The 18,162-nt window shown below is 54.4% G+C and carries 19 protein-coding genes; 8 read left to right on the top strand and 11 right to left on the bottom strand.

Annotation, left to right across the window (positions count from 1 at the left end):
- Positions 1–48: 48 nt before the first annotated feature.
- Positions 49–993, bottom strand: a complete 945-nt coding sequence (gene zipA / locus EL098_RS05895; RefSeq protein ID WP_197718540.1) for a cell division protein ZipA — start codon at positions 991–993, stop codon at positions 49–51.
- Positions 994–1,222: 229 nt separating this feature from the next.
- Between zipA and cysZ the strand changes: the two genes are divergently transcribed.
- The 5 genes from cysZ (at position 1,223) to crr (ending at position 6,064) form a co-directional block, all read left to right on the top strand.
- Complete coding sequence (gene cysZ, locus EL098_RS05890; protein WP_126355411.1) at positions 1,223–1,984, top strand: sulfate transporter CysZ; 762 nt, start codon at positions 1,223–1,225, stop codon at positions 1,982–1,984.
- A gap of 160 nt (positions 1,985–2,144) precedes the next feature.
- On the top strand, positions 2,145–3,116 hold the full coding sequence (cysK, locus tag EL098_RS05885) for a cysteine synthase A (RefSeq protein ID WP_126355410.1): 972 nt from the start codon (positions 2,145–2,147) through the stop codon (positions 3,114–3,116).
- Between the two features lie 371 nt (positions 3,117–3,487).
- Positions 3,488–3,745: a phosphocarrier protein Hpr gene (ptsH, locus tag EL098_RS05875; RefSeq protein ID WP_002913505.1), complete on the top strand. Its 258-nt coding sequence runs from the start codon at positions 3,488–3,490 to the stop codon at positions 3,743–3,745.
- Between the two features lie 44 nt (positions 3,746–3,789).
- Entirely contained in the window at positions 3,790–5,517 is a 1,728-nt protein-coding gene (ptsI, locus tag EL098_RS05870) for a phosphoenolpyruvate-protein phosphotransferase PtsI (RefSeq protein WP_126355408.1), read from the top strand.
- A gap of 43 nt (positions 5,518–5,560) precedes the next feature.
- Positions 5,561–6,064 (top strand): PTS glucose transporter subunit IIA, encoded by a 504-nt coding sequence (gene crr / locus EL098_RS05865; protein WP_008459580.1) that lies wholly within the window; start codon positions 5,561–5,563, stop codon positions 6,062–6,064.
- A gap of 50 nt (positions 6,065–6,114) precedes the next feature.
- Here crr and pdxK read toward each other — a convergent pair whose 3' ends face one another.
- Positions 6,115–6,966, bottom strand: coding sequence for a pyridoxine/pyridoxal/pyridoxamine kinase (gene pdxK, locus EL098_RS05860; protein ID WP_126355407.1), 852 nt, complete (start codon positions 6,964–6,966; stop codon positions 6,115–6,117).
- 437 nt (positions 6,967–7,403) lie between these two features.
- Here pdxK and EL098_RS05855 point away from each other — a divergent pair, with 437 nt between their 5' ends.
- Entirely contained in the window at positions 7,404–8,615 is a 1,212-nt protein-coding gene (locus EL098_RS05855) for an oxalate decarboxylase family bicupin (RefSeq protein WP_126355406.1), read from the top strand.
- Between the two features lie 54 nt (positions 8,616–8,669).
- On the opposite strand, the gene cysM is transcribed toward EL098_RS05855, so the two are convergent.
- The 9 genes from cysM to EL098_RS05810 all read right to left on the bottom strand — a co-directional run bounded on the left by cysM (position 8,670) and on the right by EL098_RS05810 (position 16,150).
- Positions 8,670–9,581: a cysteine synthase CysM gene (gene cysM, locus EL098_RS05850; protein ID WP_126355405.1), complete on the bottom strand. Its 912-nt coding sequence runs from the start codon at positions 9,579–9,581 to the stop codon at positions 8,670–8,672.
- A gap of 70 nt (positions 9,582–9,651) precedes the next feature.
- Complete coding sequence (gene cysA / locus EL098_RS05845; RefSeq protein ID WP_126355404.1) at positions 9,652–10,737, bottom strand: sulfate/thiosulfate ABC transporter ATP-binding protein CysA; 1,086 nt, start codon at positions 10,735–10,737, stop codon at positions 9,652–9,654.
- Positions 10,727–11,602, bottom strand: coding sequence for a sulfate/thiosulfate ABC transporter permease CysW (gene cysW / locus EL098_RS05840; RefSeq protein WP_126355403.1), 876 nt, complete (start codon positions 11,600–11,602; stop codon positions 10,727–10,729). Before cysW ends, cysA begins: the two co-directional genes overlap by 11 nt.
- Positions 11,602–12,435, bottom strand: coding sequence for a sulfate/thiosulfate ABC transporter permease CysT (gene cysT / locus EL098_RS05835; RefSeq protein ID WP_126355402.1), 834 nt, complete (start codon positions 12,433–12,435; stop codon positions 11,602–11,604). Before cysT ends, cysW begins: the two co-directional genes overlap by 1 nt.
- Positions 12,435–13,451: a sulfate ABC transporter substrate-binding protein gene (locus EL098_RS05830; protein WP_126355401.1), complete on the bottom strand. Its 1,017-nt coding sequence runs from the start codon at positions 13,449–13,451 to the stop codon at positions 12,435–12,437. Before EL098_RS05830 ends, cysT begins: the two co-directional genes overlap by 1 nt.
- A gap of 156 nt (positions 13,452–13,607) precedes the next feature.
- Positions 13,608–14,507 carry a Dyp-type peroxidase gene (locus tag EL098_RS05825; protein WP_126355400.1) on the bottom strand — a complete coding sequence of 300 codons (900 nt, stop codon included), beginning with the start codon at positions 14,505–14,507 and terminating at the stop codon, positions 13,608–13,610.
- A 132-nt stretch (positions 14,508–14,639) separates the two neighbouring features.
- Positions 14,640–15,215 carry an RpoE-regulated lipoprotein gene (locus EL098_RS05820; protein ID WP_126355399.1) on the bottom strand — a complete coding sequence of 192 codons (576 nt, stop codon included), beginning with the start codon at positions 15,213–15,215 and terminating at the stop codon, positions 14,640–14,642.
- Between the two features lie 64 nt (positions 15,216–15,279).
- Positions 15,280–15,717: a DUF2919 domain-containing protein gene (locus EL098_RS05815; RefSeq protein WP_126355398.1), complete on the bottom strand. Its 438-nt coding sequence runs from the start codon at positions 15,715–15,717 to the stop codon at positions 15,280–15,282.
- Positions 15,718–15,724: 7 nt separating this feature from the next.
- Entirely contained in the window at positions 15,725–16,150 is a 426-nt protein-coding gene (locus EL098_RS05810) for a GNAT family acetyltransferase (RefSeq protein ID WP_008459564.1), read from the bottom strand.
- Positions 16,151–16,365: 215 nt separating this feature from the next.
- Here EL098_RS05810 and amiA point away from each other — a divergent pair, with 215 nt between their 5' ends.
- Positions 16,366–17,238, top strand: coding sequence for an N-acetylmuramoyl-L-alanine amidase AmiA (gene amiA, locus EL098_RS05805; protein ID WP_126355397.1), 873 nt, complete (start codon positions 16,366–16,368; stop codon positions 17,236–17,238).
- Positions 17,239–17,243: 5 nt separating this feature from the next.
- Positions 17,244–18,149 carry an oxygen-dependent coproporphyrinogen oxidase gene (hemF, locus tag EL098_RS05800; protein WP_126355396.1) on the top strand — a complete coding sequence of 302 codons (906 nt, stop codon included), beginning with the start codon at positions 17,244–17,246 and terminating at the stop codon, positions 18,147–18,149.
- Positions 18,150–18,162: the final 13 nt, after the last annotated feature.

The following is an 18,162-nucleotide window of genomic DNA, read 5'->3' as shown; positions in this document are numbered from 1 at the left end:
AAAAAACCCCCGACAGGCGGGGGTTTAGGGGAAGATTCAGGCCAGAATTCAGACGTTGGCTTCAAGAACCTCGCGGATCCTGTCCTGGTACTCGCGCAGCTTCTGCGGAGTCATCATGCGACGCTGATCGTCCAGCACCACGCCGCCAACTTCATCGGCGATGTGCTGTGCAGACTGAAGCATCAGCTTGAAGTTTTGCGCAGCGTTGCCGTAGGACGGTACCTGCATGAAGATGGTCACGCCCGGAGTGGCAAAGTCCGCCATATTCTCAGGGTCGAAAGAACCAGGCTTAACCATGTTCGCCAGGCTAAACAGAACCGGGCCACTGCCGTCCGGGCTAAGGTGACGATGGAAGATATTCATCTCACCAAACTTAAACCCGGCCTGCTGGATACTGTTCAACAGCAGTTCGCCGTTCAGCATAGCGCCAGCATGCGCGGCCACGTTCATGACGATCACCGTCTCTTTCTTCACCGGCGCAGGCTGAGGTGCAGGTTCGGCTGCAACAGGCGCTGGAGTAGGTTCAGGTTCAGCGGTGAACGGCTGTGGCGCAGGCTGAGCAGGAACAACAGGCTGTTCCGCCACAGGAGCTGCTGCAGGAGGCGCTACAGGTTCAACATAATGAGGAGCGGCTTCAGGCTGACGCGGTACGGCAGGTTCAGGCTGACGCGGCTGGGCAGCAGGACGAGGTTCTGCTGACGCATACGGCGGCTCATAGTTGTGCTGAGGGGCCTGAGGCTGTCGCGGCGCACTCGCTTCGCGGGAGACGGGCTCCTGCGCAGGGTGAGTACGACGCACCCGCACTTCACCGACGCCTTCCTCTTCGTCGTCGTCCGCTTCGTCGTCGTCACGCTTAGACTTCATACGTTTCAACGGGCGATCGCGGAACACGGAAGAACGTTCCTTACGACTGGTCCACAGACCGTGTACCAGTAAGGCTATTATGGCGATTGCGCCAACAATGATTAATATCAGACGCAAATCCTGCATCATTATATTCTCTGTTGTTCTAACACCTTGCCACCGAGGCAAACATTTACTCACTAAGAGTATTTGCCCATCTGCTTAAGTGCAAGTGCGAGCACGGTTTTCTCACCAGAAAGATAGCGCATGAGCACCTTTTCGCTGTTTTTTCGAACAATTCCTGGCGAGTTTTTCTGAATACAGTCAGTTATGATACCGGGTAAACATAAGCGTTAACAAAAAGGAGTCTGTCCAGATTATGGTTTCATCTTCCGGAACCACGCCGCGCAGTGGCGTATATTATTTTTCCCAGGGCTGGAAACTGGTACGTGAGCCTGGCATCAAGCGCTTTGTTCTGCTGCCGCTGCTGGTCAATATTCTCTTACTGGGCGGTGCCTTCTGGTGGCTCTTCACTCGTCTTGATGTCTGGATCCCGGCGATGATGAGCCACGTACCGGACTGGCTGCAGTGGCTAAGCTACCTGCTCTGGCCGCTGGTGACGCTGTCCGTGCTGCTGGTATTTGGTTACTTCTTTTCGACTATCGCCAACCTGATTGCCGCCCCGTTTAGCGGACTCCTGGCGGAACAGCTTGAAGCCAGGCTAACGGGCGCAACGCCGCCGGATACTGGCGTGCTGGGCATCATGAAAGATCTGCCGCGCATCATGAAGCGTGAATGGCAGAAGCTTGCCTGGTACCTGCCGCGGGCGATCGTTCTGCTGCTGCTCTATTTTATCCCCGGTATCGGCCAGACCGTTGCCCCGGTACTCTGGTTCCTGTTCAGCGCCTGGATGCTGGCGATCCAGTATTGTGATTATCCATTTGATAACCACAAGGTTCCTTTTAAGCAAATGCGCGTGGCGCTTCGTGAGCAAAAAGTCATCAACATGCAGTTTGGCGCTCTGGTGAGCCTGTTCACCCTGATCCCGATCCTGAATCTTTTTATTATGCCGGTTGCCGTGTGCGGTGCGACCGCCATGTGGGTGGACTGCTATCGGGCAAAACACGCCATGTGGAAATAGCCTCAGACGGAAGGGTAAGCCGCTTATGCCTTTGCTTATTCCATGTCGCATTGGCTTATTTCCCTTCCACATATAGATATGCTATTTCCTTACTTCCGCATATTTCCTGAGCGGGTATGCTGGACCGGTATCCCAAAATTCAGACAGTTAAGGACGAGCCATGAGCAAAATTTATGAAGACAACTCCCTGACAATCGGCCATACGCCGTTGGTTCGCCTGAACCGTATCGGCAACGGACGCATTCTGGCTAAGGTCGAGTCCCGTAACCCAAGCTTCAGCGTTAAGTGCCGTATTGGTGCCAACATGATTTGGGATGCCGAAAAACGCGGCGTGCTGAAACCTGGCGTGGAGTTAGTCGAACCGACCAGTGGCAACACCGGTATCGCTCTGGCCTACGTCGCGGCAGCGCGCGGCTACAAGCTGACGCTGACCATGCCGGAAACCATGAGCATTGAGCGCCGCAAGCTGCTGAAAGCGCTGGGCGCAAACCTGGTTCTGACGGAAGGCGCCAAAGGCATGAAGGGTGCTATCCAGAAGGCCGAAGAAATTGTCGCCAGCGATCCGGCCAAATACCTGCTGCTTCAGCAGTTCAGCAACCCGGCTAACCCGGAAATTCACGAAAAAACCACCGGCCCGGAAATCTGGGAAGATACCGATGGCGAAGTTGATGTGTTTATCGCGGGCGTGGGGACCGGCGGTACGCTGACCGGCGTCAGCCGTTACATCAAGAACACCAAAGGCAAAACCTCGCTGATTAGCGTGGCGGTAGAGCCAACGGATTCTCCGGTTATTGCTCAGGCGCTGGCGGGTGAAGAGCTGAAGCCGGGTCCACATAAAATCCAGGGGATCGGCGCAGGCTTTATTCCCGGCAACCTTGACCTCAAACTGATCGACAAAGTCGTTGCCATCAGCAATGACGACGCTATTTCCACCGCTCGCCGCCTGATGGACGAAGAGGGTATCCTGGCTGGCATCTCTTCCGGCGCCGCCGTTGCCGCCGCGCTGAAACTTCAGGAAGACGAAGCCTTTACCAATAAGAACATTGTGGTTATCCTTCCCTCTTCCGGGGAGCGCTATTTAAGTACTGCATTGTTTGCCGATCTGTTCACTGAGAAAGAACTGCAACAGTAATGCCAGTATTTGATATATGCTTAAAAAAGCACCCGTGAGGGTGCTTTTTTGTGGCGTACATCAAACTTTCACCCTCATCGGCATTGCGCTTACCCCCGCAGGTCTGGTATTTAACCAGCAATTATTTTGATGCGCGAAATTAATCAAGCTGTGAGTCAGGCCTGCTGAATCGATTTAACGATTTGGTGCATATTCGCTTTTCACGGCATAATGGTTATGAACCGGCGAAACGCTGTTGGCGTCTTTTTCGCGGTTCCCATGCATCCGGTGCGTCGTTTCATCAACGGTGGCACTAACGATACAGGCTAAAGTGTGGCCGCCAGGCTAGACTTTAGTTCCACAACACTAAACCTATAAGTTGGGGAAATACAATGTTCCAGCAAGAAGTAACTATTACCGCTCCGAACGGTCTGCATACCCGCCCTGCTGCTCAGTTTGTTAAAGAAGCTAAAGGCTTCACTTCCGAAATCACCGTGACTTCCAACGGCAAAAGCGCCAGCGCTAAAAGCCTGTTCAAGCTGCAGACGCTGGGTCTGACTCAGGGTACCGTAGTAACCCTCTCCGCTGAAGGTGAAGATGAGCAGAAAGCCGTTGAGCATTTAGTAAAACTGATGGCTGAACTCGAGTAAGTTCTGGGTTCTTCGTAAATATCAGTCACAAGTAAGGTAGGGTTATGATTTCAGGCATTTTAGCATCCCCGGGTATCGCTTTCGGCAAAGCACTTTTGCTGAAGGAAGATGAAATTGTCATCGACCGGAAGAAGATTTCTGCCGACAAAGTTGAGCAGGAAGTTGAACGTTTCCTCAGCGGGCGCGCTAAAGCGTCTGAGCAGTTAGAAGCGATCAAAATTAAAGCTGGCGAGACCTTCGGTGAAGAAAAGGAAGCTATCTTCGAAGGCCACATTATGTTGCTGGAAGACGAAGAGCTCGAGCAGGAAATCATAGCCCTAATCAAAGACAAGCTGGTCACGGCGGACGCTGCGGCGTACGAAGTGATAGAAGGCCAGGCAACGGCTCTGGAAGAGCTGGATGACGAATACCTGAAAGAGCGTGCGGCTGACGTGCGTGACATCGGTAAGCGTCTGCTGCAGAACATTCTCGGCCTGAACATTATCGATTTAAGCGCAATCAAGGATGAAGTCATCCTGGTGGCCAAAGATTTAACGCCGTCTGAAACCGCACAGCTGAACCTGAAGAAGGTGCTGGGTTTCATCACCGACATCGGCGGACGTACCTCCCACACCTCCATCATGGCGCGCTCTCTTGAGCTGCCGGCGATTGTGGGCACCGGTAGCGTGACCTCCGACGTGAAAAACGACGACTATCTGATCCTCGACGCGGTGAATAACAAAGTTTACGTTAACCCGACCAACGAGCAGATCGAAGAGCTGCGCGCCGTTCAGGAGCAGGTTGCTACTGAGAAAGCGGAGCTCGCGAAACTGAAAGATCTGCCGGCAATCACCCTCGACGGCCATCAGGTCGAAGTGTGCGCCAACATTGGTACCGTTCGTGATATCGACGGCGCAGAGCGTAACGGCGCAGAAGGTGTGGGCCTGTACCGTACCGAATTCCTGTTCATGGACCGTGACTCACTGCCGACCGAAGAAGAGCAGTTTGCCGCGTACAAAGCCGTAGCGGAAGCCTGTGGCTCTCAGGCGGTTATCGTCCGTACCATGGACATTGGCGGCGATAAAGAGCTGCCATACATGAACTTCCCTAAGGAAGAGAACCCATTCCTGGGCTGGCGCGCCATCCGTATCGCGATGGATCGTAAAGAGATCCTGCGTGACCAGGTGCGTGCTATCCTGCGTGCTTCCGCTTTCGGCAAGCTGCGCATCATGTTCCCGATGATCATCTCCGTTGAAGAAGTACGCGCTCTGAAAAAAGAGATTGAGATCTTTAAGCAGGAACTGCGTGACGAAGGCAAAGCATTCGATGAAACCATCGAAATCGGCGTGATGGTTGAAACGCCTGCGGCCGCGACGATTGCTCGTCATCTGGCCAAAGAAGTTGACTTCTTCAGCATCGGCACCAACGATTTAACTCAGTACACCCTGGCAGTTGACCGCGGTAATGATATGATTTCACATCTTTACCAGCCGATGTCACCGTCCGTGCTGACCCTGATTAAGCAAGTTATTGATGCTTCTCATGCAGAAGGTAAATGGACCGGTATGTGTGGTGAGCTTGCGGGCGACGAACGTGCTACACTTCTGTTGCTTGGGATGGGCCTGGATGAGTTCAGTATGAGCGCCATTTCTATCCCACGTATCAAGAAGATCATTCGTAACACGAACTTCAAAGATGCGAAAGTGTTAGCAGAGCAGGCTCTTGCTCAACCGACAACGGACGAGTTAATGACGCTGGTTAACAAGTTCATTGAAGAAAAAACAATCTGCTAATTCACGAGATGCTGCCCAAATTACTGCTTAGGAGAGAAGGCTAATGGGGTTATTTAGTAAACTGTTCGGTGACAAAGGCAATAGCGACACCGGAACCATTGAGATCGTTGCTCCACTGTCTGGCGAAATTGTTAACATTGAAGACGTGCCGGACGTCGTGTTTGCTGAAAAAATTGTTGGCGATGGCATTGCAATCAAACCGACCGGCAACAAAATGGTTGCTCCGGTTGACGGTACCATCGGTAAAATCTTTGAAACTAACCATGCCTTCTCTATCGAATCCGATAGCGGCATTGAGCTGTTCGTTCACTTCGGTATCGATACCGTTGAGCTGAAAGGCGAAGGCTTCAAGCGCATCGCTGAAGAAGGCCAGCGCGTGAAGAAAGGCGACGTGGTTATTGAGTTCGACCTGCCGCTGCTGGAAGAGAAAGCCAAGTCTACCCTGACTCCGGTTGTTATCTCCAACATGGACGAAATCAAAGAGCTGATCAAACTGACGGGTAGCGTAACCGTAGGCGAAACTCCGGTTATCCGTATCAAGAAGTAAGAATCATGCAGAAAAAGGCACCTCAGGGTGCCTTTTTTATTGGCCGTCGTTTAGCGCGGAAGCACCAGCTCATCTGAGTGCTGCGACCGGGTCCAGGCCATCACCTCAAACACCCTGTGCGCCGCCTCCCCTGCCGCCATAGCCACCCGTTTTCCCTCCAGAATACGGCTGACCAGCTCGGCACAGAACAAATCCCCGGTTCCTTTCAGATCGGTTACCACCCGCTCGTGGCTCATTACCTCCACCTCATCAGCCGTCACGGTAACGACCGAAATCGTCCCGATATCGTCACCTGGCGCACTGGTAATCACGACCCAACGCAGCGTGTCTGACAGCAGGCTTCTGGCCGCAGCAACGGCCTGTTCAAGCGTATTGCACGGCATCCCGGTCAGAATATGGAGTTCAAAAAGGTTCGGCGTTAGCCCCCGGGCGAGAGGCAATAGCTCGCTGCGATAGGCCTCAGGAATACCGGGTTTAACATAAATGCCGCTGTCGGTATCCCCTATCACCGGGTCGACAAGAATCAGCAGTTCAGGCTGGTTTTCGCGCCTTTCACGCAGCCAGCCCGCCAGCAGGTGAATTTGTTCCGCGCTGCCCATATACCCGGTCGTCACGGCCTTCAGCTCTCGCAACGCGTCGCGCTCTTCCAGAGCTCGCAAATAACCGCTAAACCAGTCCACAGGGATAACACCACCGTAGAAGGTGTCGTAGTGTGGCGTATTGCTGAATAACACCGTTGGTACCGCCATCACTCGCCAGCCGTGCTGGTGAATAGCCGGTACCGCAATGCTGTTACCGACGCTGCCGTAAACCACCTGAGACTGTACCGCGACAATATCGGCCTGCAGCGATCTGCCCGCGTCATGAAAAAGTACCGACTGTATATCGTTATCCTGGACCATCTTCTCCCCTTGCCCGCCAGATCTCTGCCATCTGAGTTGCGAAGCGGTCATTATATCCCGGCGGGGAGTACACACCACATAACAACAGCGGAGAAAGGAAGATAGACGGCAGCCAGCAGGTCACTTTTATTTTATTAATGGCAAAAGTAATATTTTCTTTCTGCTGTTACATTCTTAAGATTTAACATTTAAACGCCAGGGCCTGCATGATTACCCCTTAGCGCTAATTATTTCATGATAAAGCATCCTTCCCATCAATATTTTTTCAACGACTCGCCCCCGAACGCTCAAGAATATATCCTCGGCACCCTTTTATTAAGATATCGGTCATAGGTGATTTTACAATTTCATCAGGTCAACTATCCCTTCATCACCTATAACAAAATTTCCCTACGGAGAGAAAAGTGCAGTTCAGCATAAATTAAGGAAGCTATTTTATGAAAAATATATCCAGAAGAAGCTTCATGGCCTTCGCGGCAGGCGGCACCGTCGTGTTGGCTGCGGGCCAGGCCCACGCCCACGATGACAAAGTTAAATCTTACCCGGCAAGCGTACGGGATCCCGGCCCTCACGATCCTGTGCGGGAAGCTGAAAATCCGGATATCGTCAACCCTCCCTCTACCGACAGCGGCACGCTACCGAACCTGCGCTACTCCTTCAGCGATGCCCATGTCAGAAAAAGTAGCGGCGGCTGGACCAGGCAGGTGACCAAACGCGAGCTGGGCATTTCGACCACCATCGCTGGCGTGGACATGCGGCTCAATGCCGGGGGGATCAGGGAGCTTCACTGGCATAAAGAGGGCGAATGGGCCTATATGACCTATGGCAACGCACGGGTGACGGCGTTCGATGCCAAAGGCGGATGGTTTGTGGATGATATCGGCGTCGGTGATTTATGGTATTTCCCGCCGGGCATTCCTCATTCAATTCAGGGTATCGGGCCTGACGGCTGTGAATTTCTTTTGGCCTTTGACGATGGCGGATTTGATGAGGACAGCACATTCCTGTTATCCGACTGGTTTAAACATATCCCGCCGGAGATATTAGCGAAAAACTTCCAGGTTCCGGTTTCAACATTCTCCAGACTTCCCTCCCCTGCCGATGAATATATTTTTGCTGGAACGGTGCCCGGGAGTCTTGCCTCAGACAGCATTAAAGGCGCAGCTAAGTCAGAGATTAACTTTACCCACCATATGCTGGCGCAAGATCCAATTAAAGCTCCTGGCGGTACGGTCAGAATAACTGACTCATCTAATTTCCCGGTCGCTAAAACTATTGCAGCGGCGCTGGTAGAAATAGAACCCGGCGGGCTGCGTGAACTTCACTGGCACCCGAATAACGATGAATGGCAGTACTATCTGGAAGGGGAAGGAAGGATGGGCGTGTTCGCCTCTTCGGGCCAGGCCAGAACCTTTGACTACCGCGCCGGGGATGTTGGCTATGTCCCTTTTGCGATGGGGCATTATATCGAAAATACCGGCACCACCCCCCTGCGTTTCCTGGAACTGTTTAAAAGCGATTACTATGCGGATATTTCGTTAAACCAGTGGCTGGCAAGCACCCCGCCTGAGCTGGTGAAGCAGCATTTGCAGCTTGATGATGACTTTATGAAAGCGCTGAGCCTGCATAAGAATCCGATAGTGAAGTAATGTCACACTCAGGAAAAGCCCTCTGACGGGCTTTTCCTGTCTTTATCAAAAAGATCAGATCCCGGCACCCTGAAGGTAACTTTCTTCGCCAAACACGCCGGTGGAGAGATAGCGGTCTCCCCGATCGCAGATAATCGCCACCACCACCGCGCCCGGGTTCGCTTTTGCCACGCGTAATGCGCCAGCTACCGCTCCGCCGGAGCTGACACCGCAGAAAATCCCCTCTTCCATCGCCAGGCGACGCATGGTTTGCTCCGCCTCCGTCTGGGCCATATCGATAACCTCATCCACCAGCGAGGGATTGAAAATCTTCGGTAGCCACTCTTCCGGCCAGCGGCGAATGCCCGGAATACTGCTGCCCTCTTCCGGCTGCAGCCCGACAATTTTCACCGGCTTGCTTTGTTCACGCATAAAGCGGCTGACGCCGGTAATTGTGCCCGTTGTGCCCATGCTGGAGACAAAATGGGTGATTCGGCCTTCGGTCTGACGCCAGATTTCCGGCCCGGTAGAGGTGTAGTGCGCCAGCGGGTTATCAGGGTTGTTAAACTGGTCAAGGACCTTACCCTCGCCGCGATCGGCCATCTGCTGGGCCAGCTCGCGCGCGCCCTCCATGCCCTGAGCTTTGCTGACCAGAATCAGTTCGGCGCCGTAGGCCTGCATCGCCGCCTTGCGCTCCATGCTCATATTGTCCGGCATCAGCAGCCTCATGCGATAGCCTTTGAGCGCGGCAATCATCGCCAGCGCAATGCCGGTATTGCCGCTGGTGGCCTCAATCAACGTATCACCGGGCTTAATGTCGCCGCGCTTTTCTGCCTGAACAATCATCGACAGCGCTGCACGGTCTTTTACCGAGCCAGCAGGATTATTGCCCTCGAGCTTGACCCAAATCTCGCTGCCGTTGGTTAGCCCGCTGCGCTGCAGCCGAACCAGAGGAGTATTGCCAATTGTGCTTTCTAAAGTGATCACTTGCCTGCCCGCAATAAAAGAAAAAGCGGCCTCTTTGGGCCGCCTGTGCGTGTCCTGTCGGGGTAAATTATCAGGCAGACTGCGCCAGGTCTACACCCTGAATACGGTTGGCGCCCTCGTACAGGCGCGCGTTTTGTAATCCAACAAACAGACGTTCGCCGCGGTGCGGGATTTGCTGCTCTTTCAGAACCACCGTCAGCGGTTCGTCATACCAGCCGAGGGGCTGCACAACCAGCTGCATGTAGTGCCCGCGAGGGCTCACTTCAAGCACCTGTACCGGCAGAGGTGAATCAAGGTTGGTGCGACGACTTACGTCCACTTCCCAGGGACGCAGGAACAGGTCGACATCTCCCTGATGAGCCGGAGTGAAGCCCAACGGCCAGCGATGTGCGCCCACGTGGAATTGACTTCCTCGGACCACACCTTTAAGTCGGTTAACTTCCCCCAGAAACTCCAGCACGAAGCGGGTTGCAGGCTCGCGCCAGACGGACTCGGGGGTGTCTACCTGCTCGATATTTCCCTGGCTCATCACCACCACACGATCGGCGACTTCCATCGCCTCTTCCTGATCGTGAGTCACGAAAACGCTGGTGAACTTTAATTCTTCGTGAAGCTCGCGCAGCCAACGGCGCAGCTCTTTGCGAACCTGAGCATCCAGCGCGCCAAATGGCTCGTCCAGCAGCAGGATTTGTGGCTCAACCGCCAGCGCTCTTGCCAGGGCAACGCGCTGCTTCTGCCCGCCGGAAAGCTGCGCCGGATAGCGGTCGGCCAGATGGGAAAGCTGCACCATCTCCAGCAGCTTCGTGACCTTTTGTTTGATGCCAGCGGCAGAAGGACGTTCGCGACGCGGCAAAACCGTTAAGCCAAAGGCTATGTTGTCGAACACCGTCATATGACGAAACAGCGCGTAGTGCTGAAACACAAAGCCCACTTTACGATCGCGGGCGTGCATGCGGCTCACGTCGGTGCCGTTAAAACTAATGCGGCCGCTGTTCTGATGCTCAAGCCCGGCAATAATACGCAGCAACGTGGTCTTACCCGAACCGGACGGCCCAAGCAGCGCCACCATCTGACCAGAAGGGATCTCCAGCGAGATATCGTTCAGCACCTGGGTGCGTCCAAAAGACTTCTTAATATTGGCAATATCAATGCTCATGATTTTCCTCCTGCTTCAGGCGTTTTTCCTGATTATTCAGGCGCCACTGCACCGCACTTTTTAAGAACAACGTCAGAACCGCCATCAGGGTTAACAGCGCGGCGGCGGTAAACGAGCCGACGGTGTTGTAGTCCTGCTGCAGCAGTTCAATCTGTAACGGCAGCGAGAAGGTCTCGCCGCGAATCGAGCCGGAGACCACCGACACCGCGCCAAACTCGCCGATAGCGCGGGCGTTAGTCAGCACCACGCCATACAGCAGCGCCCAACGGATATTGGGCAGCGTCACGCGGCGGAACATCTGCCAGCCGGAAGCGCCCAGCAAAATCGCAGCTTCATCTTCCTGGCTGCCCTGACTTAGCATCACCGGCACCAGCTCACGGACCACAAACGGGCAGGTGACGAAAATAGTCACCAGTACCATCCCCGGCCACGCAAACATAATTTGCAGGTTGTGAGCATCCAGAAAGCCCGCCAGCGGACCGTTAGAGCCGTAAAACAGCAGGTAAATCAGGCCAGCAACCACCGGAGAAACGGCAAAAGGAATATCCAGCAGCGTCAGCAGCAGCTGGCGGCCCGGGAAGTTAAAGCGCGTGACCAGCCAAGCCAGCAGCGTGCCGAACACCAGGTTAACCGGTACGGTAATCAGGGCAATCATCACCGTCAGCCAGATGGCGTGCAGCATGTCCGGGTTGGCGATATTTTGCAGCGCCGGCATCAATCCTTTGGAAAAGGCGCCAACAAAAATAGAAGCCACCGGCACCACCAGAATCAAAAAAGAGACCAGTACGCCGAGGGTGATAAGCGTCCATTTCCCCCAGTTAATACGGGAGCGGTTATAGCTTTTCAAAGCGGTTACGTCCGTCATCAGTGACCTACCACGCGCCGACCAAATCGACTCTGCAGCGTATTAATGGTGAACAGCAGCAGCAGCGATGCCGCCAGAATAACCGACGCAATGGCGCTTGCCGCCGGGTAATCAAACTCCTGCAGGCGTACAAAAATCATCAGCGAGGTGACTTCGGTCTTCCAGGCGATGTTCCCGGCAATAAAGATAACTGCGCCAAATTCACCGAGACTGCGGGTGAAAGAAAGCGCAACGCCCGCCATCAGCGCGGGAGAGAGTTCCGGCAGCACCACGCGGCGGAAGCTTTGCCAGCGCGTAGCACCTAATGTTTCAGCGGCCTCTTCATATTCAGGCCCCAGCTCTTCCAGCACGGGCTGAACGGTACGCACCACAAACGGAATACTGGTAAACGCCATCGCAACGGCGATACCCAGCCAGGTATAGGTCACTTTGATCCCAAACTGCGCCAGCCACTCGCCATACCAGCCGTTAACGGAAAACAGCCCGGCAAGGGTTAAGCCCGCCACTGCGGTCGGTAAGGCAAACGGCAGGTCCATCAGCGCATCGAGCAGGCTGCGCCCCGGAAACTGATAGCGGGTCAGGATCCATGCCATTAATAAGCCGAATACGCCGTTAAACACTGAAGCCAGCGCGGCGGACAGCAGCGTAACTTTATAGGCGGCGACCACCTGCGGATTGGTGATCACTTCCCAATACTGGGAGAACGACATTTGAGCAAGCTGCATCACCAGCGCACTCAGCGGCAGCAGCAGGATCAGGCAAACAAACAGCAGGCTGGTGCCGAGGCTTAACGTAAACCCCGGCAGTACCCGTTTTGAGCGACTGGCAAACATCAACTACGCCCCGCCGCCAGCAGTTTGTCGAGCTCGCCGCCGGTGGCAAAATGCGTTTTCATCACTTCAGGCCAGCCGCCGAACGCATCTTCAACGCGGAACAGCTCGGTCTGCGGGAATTTATCTTTCAGCTTGTCCATTACCTGCGGATTATTCACGCGGTAGTAGTAGTCAGTAATGATGGTCTGGGCCTGCGGACTATAGAGATAATTCAGGTACTCCTTCGCCGCTTTTTCCGTGCCGTTGGCCTTCACGTTTTTATCCACCCAGGCGACGGGGAATTCGGCAAGGATATTGACCTTCGGCACCACGACTTCATAGCCATCTTTGGCGTACTGGTTACGGATGTTATTCACTTCTGACTCAAAAGAGATCAGCACGTCGCCCAGTCCACGCTCGACAAAGGAGGTCGTCGCGCCGCGGCCGCCGGTGTCGAACACTTCGACATTTTTCAGGAACTGCGTCATAAACTGTTCGGTTTTGGCTTTATCGCCACCGTCGGCTTTATCTGCCGCGCCCCAGGCTGCCAGATAGGTGTAGCGTGCGTTACCGGAGGTTTTAGGATTTGGGAAAATGAGTTTGACGTCCGGGCGCACCAGGTCGCTCCAGTCGTGGATATTCTTTGGGTTGCCCTTACGCACCAGGAAAGCCATGGTGGAATAGAACGGCGAGCTGTTGTTCCCCAGACGGCTCTGCCAGTCTGCCGGGATCAGGTTGCCTTTATCATGCAAGATCTGCACATCGGTCACCTGGTTATAAGTTACAACGTCAGCTTTTAAGCCCTGCAAAATGGCCAGCGCCTGTTTTGATGACCCGGCATGAGATTGTTTTATCGTCAGCTTATCGCCGTTATTTTCCTGCGCCCACTGTTTCTCAAACGGCGGGTTCAGCGCGGCAAACAGCTCACGCGACACATCATAAGAGCTGTTGAGCAGCTCCGTTGCATGGGCAGTGCTCGCCAACAGCAAAGAGACAGCTAGCGCGTTCCATACTTTTTTGACTGACCTGATTGCCATGCTTCGCCCTTATAAATGTGATGATAGTCATGATTAACTGACGTTCAGTGTATTTATAACGAGCGATAAAGCTGTAACGCTTTTATATACCGTTTGGCGATTTACAAGAAGAAAGGGGAATAAGAAAGCGGCGTAGCAAAGGCTACGCCGGAGGACTCAGAGGCTCAATAATTTATCCAGCGAAGGCGCAAAGTAGTAGCCGCCGGTGACCGGTTTGGTGAAGCGCAGCATGCCGTCGCGCTTGCCGTCGGTATCGCCGAACATGCTCAGCAGTTGCTGCTCAATATTATGCAGCCGGGCGCAATAGGCGATGAAGTAAAGACCGTGAACGCCGCTGGCGGTGCCGTAAGGCAGGCTCTGACGCACAATCTTCAGGCCTTTGCCGTCTTCTTTCAAATCGACACGGCTCAGGTGAGAGGTGGCGGGACGCGCGTCGCCGTCAATCTCTTCGTTATCCTGTTTGGTGCGGCCGATGATCATCTCCTGATCGTGCACGCTCAGGCGGTTAAACTGCCTGAGATTGTGCTCCCAGCGCTGCACCAGCACGTAGCTGCCGCCGGCATCCACACCTTCGTTGATGACCGCCACCAGGCGACGATTTTCTTCGCCCTTCGGGTTTTCGGTACCGTCAACAAAACCGCTCAGATCGCGCTCTTCCACCCAGCGGAAGCCGTGGATCTCTTCTTCAATTTTCAGCGCATCACCGAAGGCGGCCAGCGCGGCCTGAGCCACGGAGAAGTTCACATCGTGGCGCAGGGAAAGAATGTGGATCATCACATCGTGCTGGGTTGCCGGCGCCAGGCCATTGCCTAATGGCGTAAAGTTTTTCAGCTCTGCTGCACCTTCGCCTTTGCTGAGGTCGCGCCACAAATCGTGCCCGAAGCCGATGGTCGCCCCCAGCATCGCATCAGGGAATTTTTCCTGGAAGGTATTCAGCGCATCAACAAAGGTTTTGCACCCTGCGCTCAGCGCGCTGAAGTCGCCCTGAACAGAAGCTTCCAGCCAGACGGCGGCACGACAATGTTCCGGCAGAATGCCGCTTTGAACCCGAGACATGATTCCTCCTGAAAAAAACATGCCACCCAGGGTGGCACATAAAGCTGATACCTCCGGGCGGAGGCATTTATCGGGCTATTTTAACCTTATTCATTCACGCCGACTTGCGGCGGCGCAAACCTGGCGCAGATTCTATCGACGCCAGATAATTTTGTTAAGCGTCCATTTCTTCAGCGTGTCATCCGACGGCATTAACCCTTCCGGACCGTGCCATTCCCCTTTGAACAGATAACTGATGTGCTGACTGTTCGGTGCTTTACAGATAACCCCTTCGGCATCGTCCCCGGTGCCTTTCTCACAGGCGCCGAACGCTTTGTCATAAAGGTCGCTGAAAGGCGTGCCGATTTTTACGCCGCTGGCGGTTTTGATGTCGTCATCCATCACATCCACGCGGCTCACGCTGCCCTTTTCGCCGTTAACCACCAGCTTGATATCCTTCTCCTTCATCGCCTCAAAGTAACGCACGATGGTGCCGTTTTCGGTTTTCATGCCGCTGCGCAGACGGTAGTTATCATTTAATCCCTCGCTTATCGCCTTTTCATCCATTGCGGTAGCAGAGGTCAGCTTGCCCACGCCCTGCTCGCTCACCTCAAAGGAAGAGCCAAACCAGTTCCAGGGATAAGCGGAAGACCAGTTAACGGAAGAGAGCGTGGAACAACCGCTCAGAACCAGCGGCAGAGCTAGCAGCATCGGGCGCAGAGATTTCATTGGTGATTCCTTTTCAAAAAATGGTGACGGCCTTTGGAGTCCGGAGAAGGTAAAAAGTGCCGCTTTAGTCGTTTTTCAGGGCAAAGTAATCCCGCAGGCGGCGGTTGGCCAGCAGCCACCAGAGCGCAAAAAGATCGGCGACCAGCAAAACAATCGTGATACCGGTCAGGGCTTCATCCCCGGCCAGCAGAGCAAGCTGCCACACCAGCAGCCCGATCTGAGCGGCAATCAATACCCAGCGAAGAGCCCGCCAGCATCGCGGCCAAAGGTGGCGTCGCCCGCTGATCATAAAAGTCAGGGCGGCCGGAATGCCGGGTATCAGCCCCAGCCAGAAATTATCGCGGTCGGGATAAAACAGGCCCAGCAGCGCATCGCCCTGCTGGCGAGACGCTCCGGCAAGCACCAGCAAAACCCAGGTGCGGGCCTGTAATAATAACACCGCCCAGAACAGCAGCGGTGCTTTCAGGTTGCCCTGTGAATCGTAATCAGCAGGCGGATACATGGGAAAATTAATATTCCTGATCTTCAATCAGCCGCTTGCCGAGCAAAATCGTGTCCTGGTGCTCATAGTCGAGCTTCTCATAGAGGCCGATAACCAGATCGTTCTCTTCGCGCACCATAATGTGGATTTTGGGGCAGCCACGGGCGATCAGCTTCTTCTCCAGCCTGTTCAGCAGCGCATTAGCAATGCCCCGGCCGCGAAACTCCGGGTGCACGCCCAGGTAATAGGCTGAGCCACGGTGGCCGTCATAGCCGCCCATCAGCGAGCCGACAATTTCGCCGCCCACTTCGGCGACCAGAAACAGATCCGCATCGTGGTGCAGCTTACGTTCAATGTCCATTTCCGGGTCATTCCATGGGCGCAGTAAATCGCAGCGCTCCCAAAGGGTAATGACCTCTTCGAAATCTTCCTGGCGAAAAACGCGAATTTCCATGGTATTAGCCACCTTAAGCCGTAAAAAGTTGATTATGGCGTTAACCGTCCGTTAAGCCAATAACTGCCGCAAAAGCGAGAAAAAAATGGCATACTCTCCACCAGTCACGAAATGAAACGAATGGATATACATTTCTGACCCCAGAGTGTCGTTTGCCTGGTGCCGATACGCTATAACTTCCCATCTGGACTTCATAAGATAAATAATTCATCCGCATGAGCAAAATTAAATCGCTAACGCAACTTACGACGCGCCGCCAGGTCCTGCTCACGGGTTTAGCGGCGTTAACGCTAACCGGTATGAACAAAGCGCTGGCAAAGGAAGAAACCAGGTCGCTAAAAACCACTAATTCTCACAGCAAAGTGGCTAAAAAATCCGGGGCGAAGCGCATCGTGATGCTCGACCCGGGCCACGGCGGCATCGACACCGGCGCTATCGGCCATAACGGGTCGAAAGAGAAGCATGTGGTGCTGGCTATTGCTAAAAACGTGCGCAGTATCCTGCGCAGCAACGGAATAGACGCCAGGCTGACCCGCACCACGGACGAATTTATTCCGCTCTACGACCGGGTAGAAATAGCCCACCAGCACGGTGCGGACCTGTTTATGTCGATCCACGCGGATGGCTTCACCAGCCCAACCGCTGCCGGCGCATCGGTCTTTGCCTTATCTAACCGGGGCGCGAGTAGCGCCATGGCAAAATATCTTTCCGACAGAGAGAACGCCGCGGATGACGTGGCGGGCAGCAAAGTGAAAGACAAAGATCACTACCTGCAGCAGGTGCTGTTTGATTTGGTCCAGACCGACACCATTAAAAACAGCCTCACGCTTGGCTCACATATTCTGAAGCAGATTAAGCCGGTGCATAAACTGCACAGCCGCAACACCGAGCAGGCCGCCTTCGTGGTGCTGAAGTCCCCGTCGATTCCTTCCGTGCTGGTTGAAACTTCCTTTATCACCAACCCGGGCGAAGAGAAACTGCTGGGCACCACCGCCTTCCGCCAGAAGATTGCCACCGCCATTGCCTCCGGCGTGATGAGCTACTTCAACTGGTTCGATAATCACAAAGTCCACGGTAAGAAGCGTTAATTTTTATGACTCAGCCCGATATCCACGCCGTAAAACAGTTCCTGCTTTCCCTGCAGGACACCATTTGCCAGCAGCTTTCCGCCCTGGATGGCGCCGTCTTTAAGGAAGACAGCTGGCTGCGAGAAGGCGGCGGCGGCGGGCGCAGTCGTGTTCTGCGAGGTGGCGCGGTATTTGAACAGGCTGGCGTTAACTTCTCTCACGTTTATGGCGACGCCATGCCCGCGTCAGCCACGGCCCATCGCCCGGAGCTGGCGGGCAGAAGTTTCCAGGCCATGGGCGTTTCGCTGGTAGTCCACCCGAACAACCCCTATGTGCCCACCAGCCACGCTAACGTGCGCTTCTTTATTGCTGAAAAGCCGGGGTCCGATCCCGTGTGGTGGTTCGGCGGCGGTTTCGACCTGACGCCTTATTACGGCTTTGAAGAGGATGCGGTCCACTGGCACCGCACGGCGCGAGATCTGTGCCAGCCGTTTGGCGAAGAGGTTTTCCCGCGCTATAAAAAATGGTGTGACGACTACTTCTTTATCAAGCACCGCAACGAGCAGCGCGGCATTGGCGGGCTATTCTTCGACGATCTGAACAAGCCGGACTTCGACTATGGCTTCCGCTTTATTCAGGCCGTTGGGCAGGGATATCTGGACGCCTATCTGCCAATTGTTCAACGTCGCAAAGATACTCCCTTTGGCGAGCGCGAGCGTGACTTCCAGCTGTACCGCCGTGGGCGTTATGTCGAATTTAACCTGGTATGGGATCGCGGCACGCTGTTTGGCCTGCAAACCGGCGGGCGAACCGAGTCGATTTTAATGTCGATGCCGCCGCTGGTGCGTTGGGAGTATGACTACCAGCCGAAAGAGGGCAGCCCGGAGGCTGCCCTGTACAGTGATTTCCTGCCGGTGAAGGAGTGGGTGTAGCTTTTTTACCCTC

The sequence above is a fragment of the Cedecea lapagei genome (assembly GCF_900635955.1).
Lineage (GTDB): Bacteria > Pseudomonadota > Gammaproteobacteria > Enterobacterales > Enterobacteriaceae > Cedecea > Cedecea lapagei.
The sequence above is the reverse complement of the archived record's forward strand: the minus strand, read 5'-3'. Positions and strand labels throughout refer to the sequence as shown.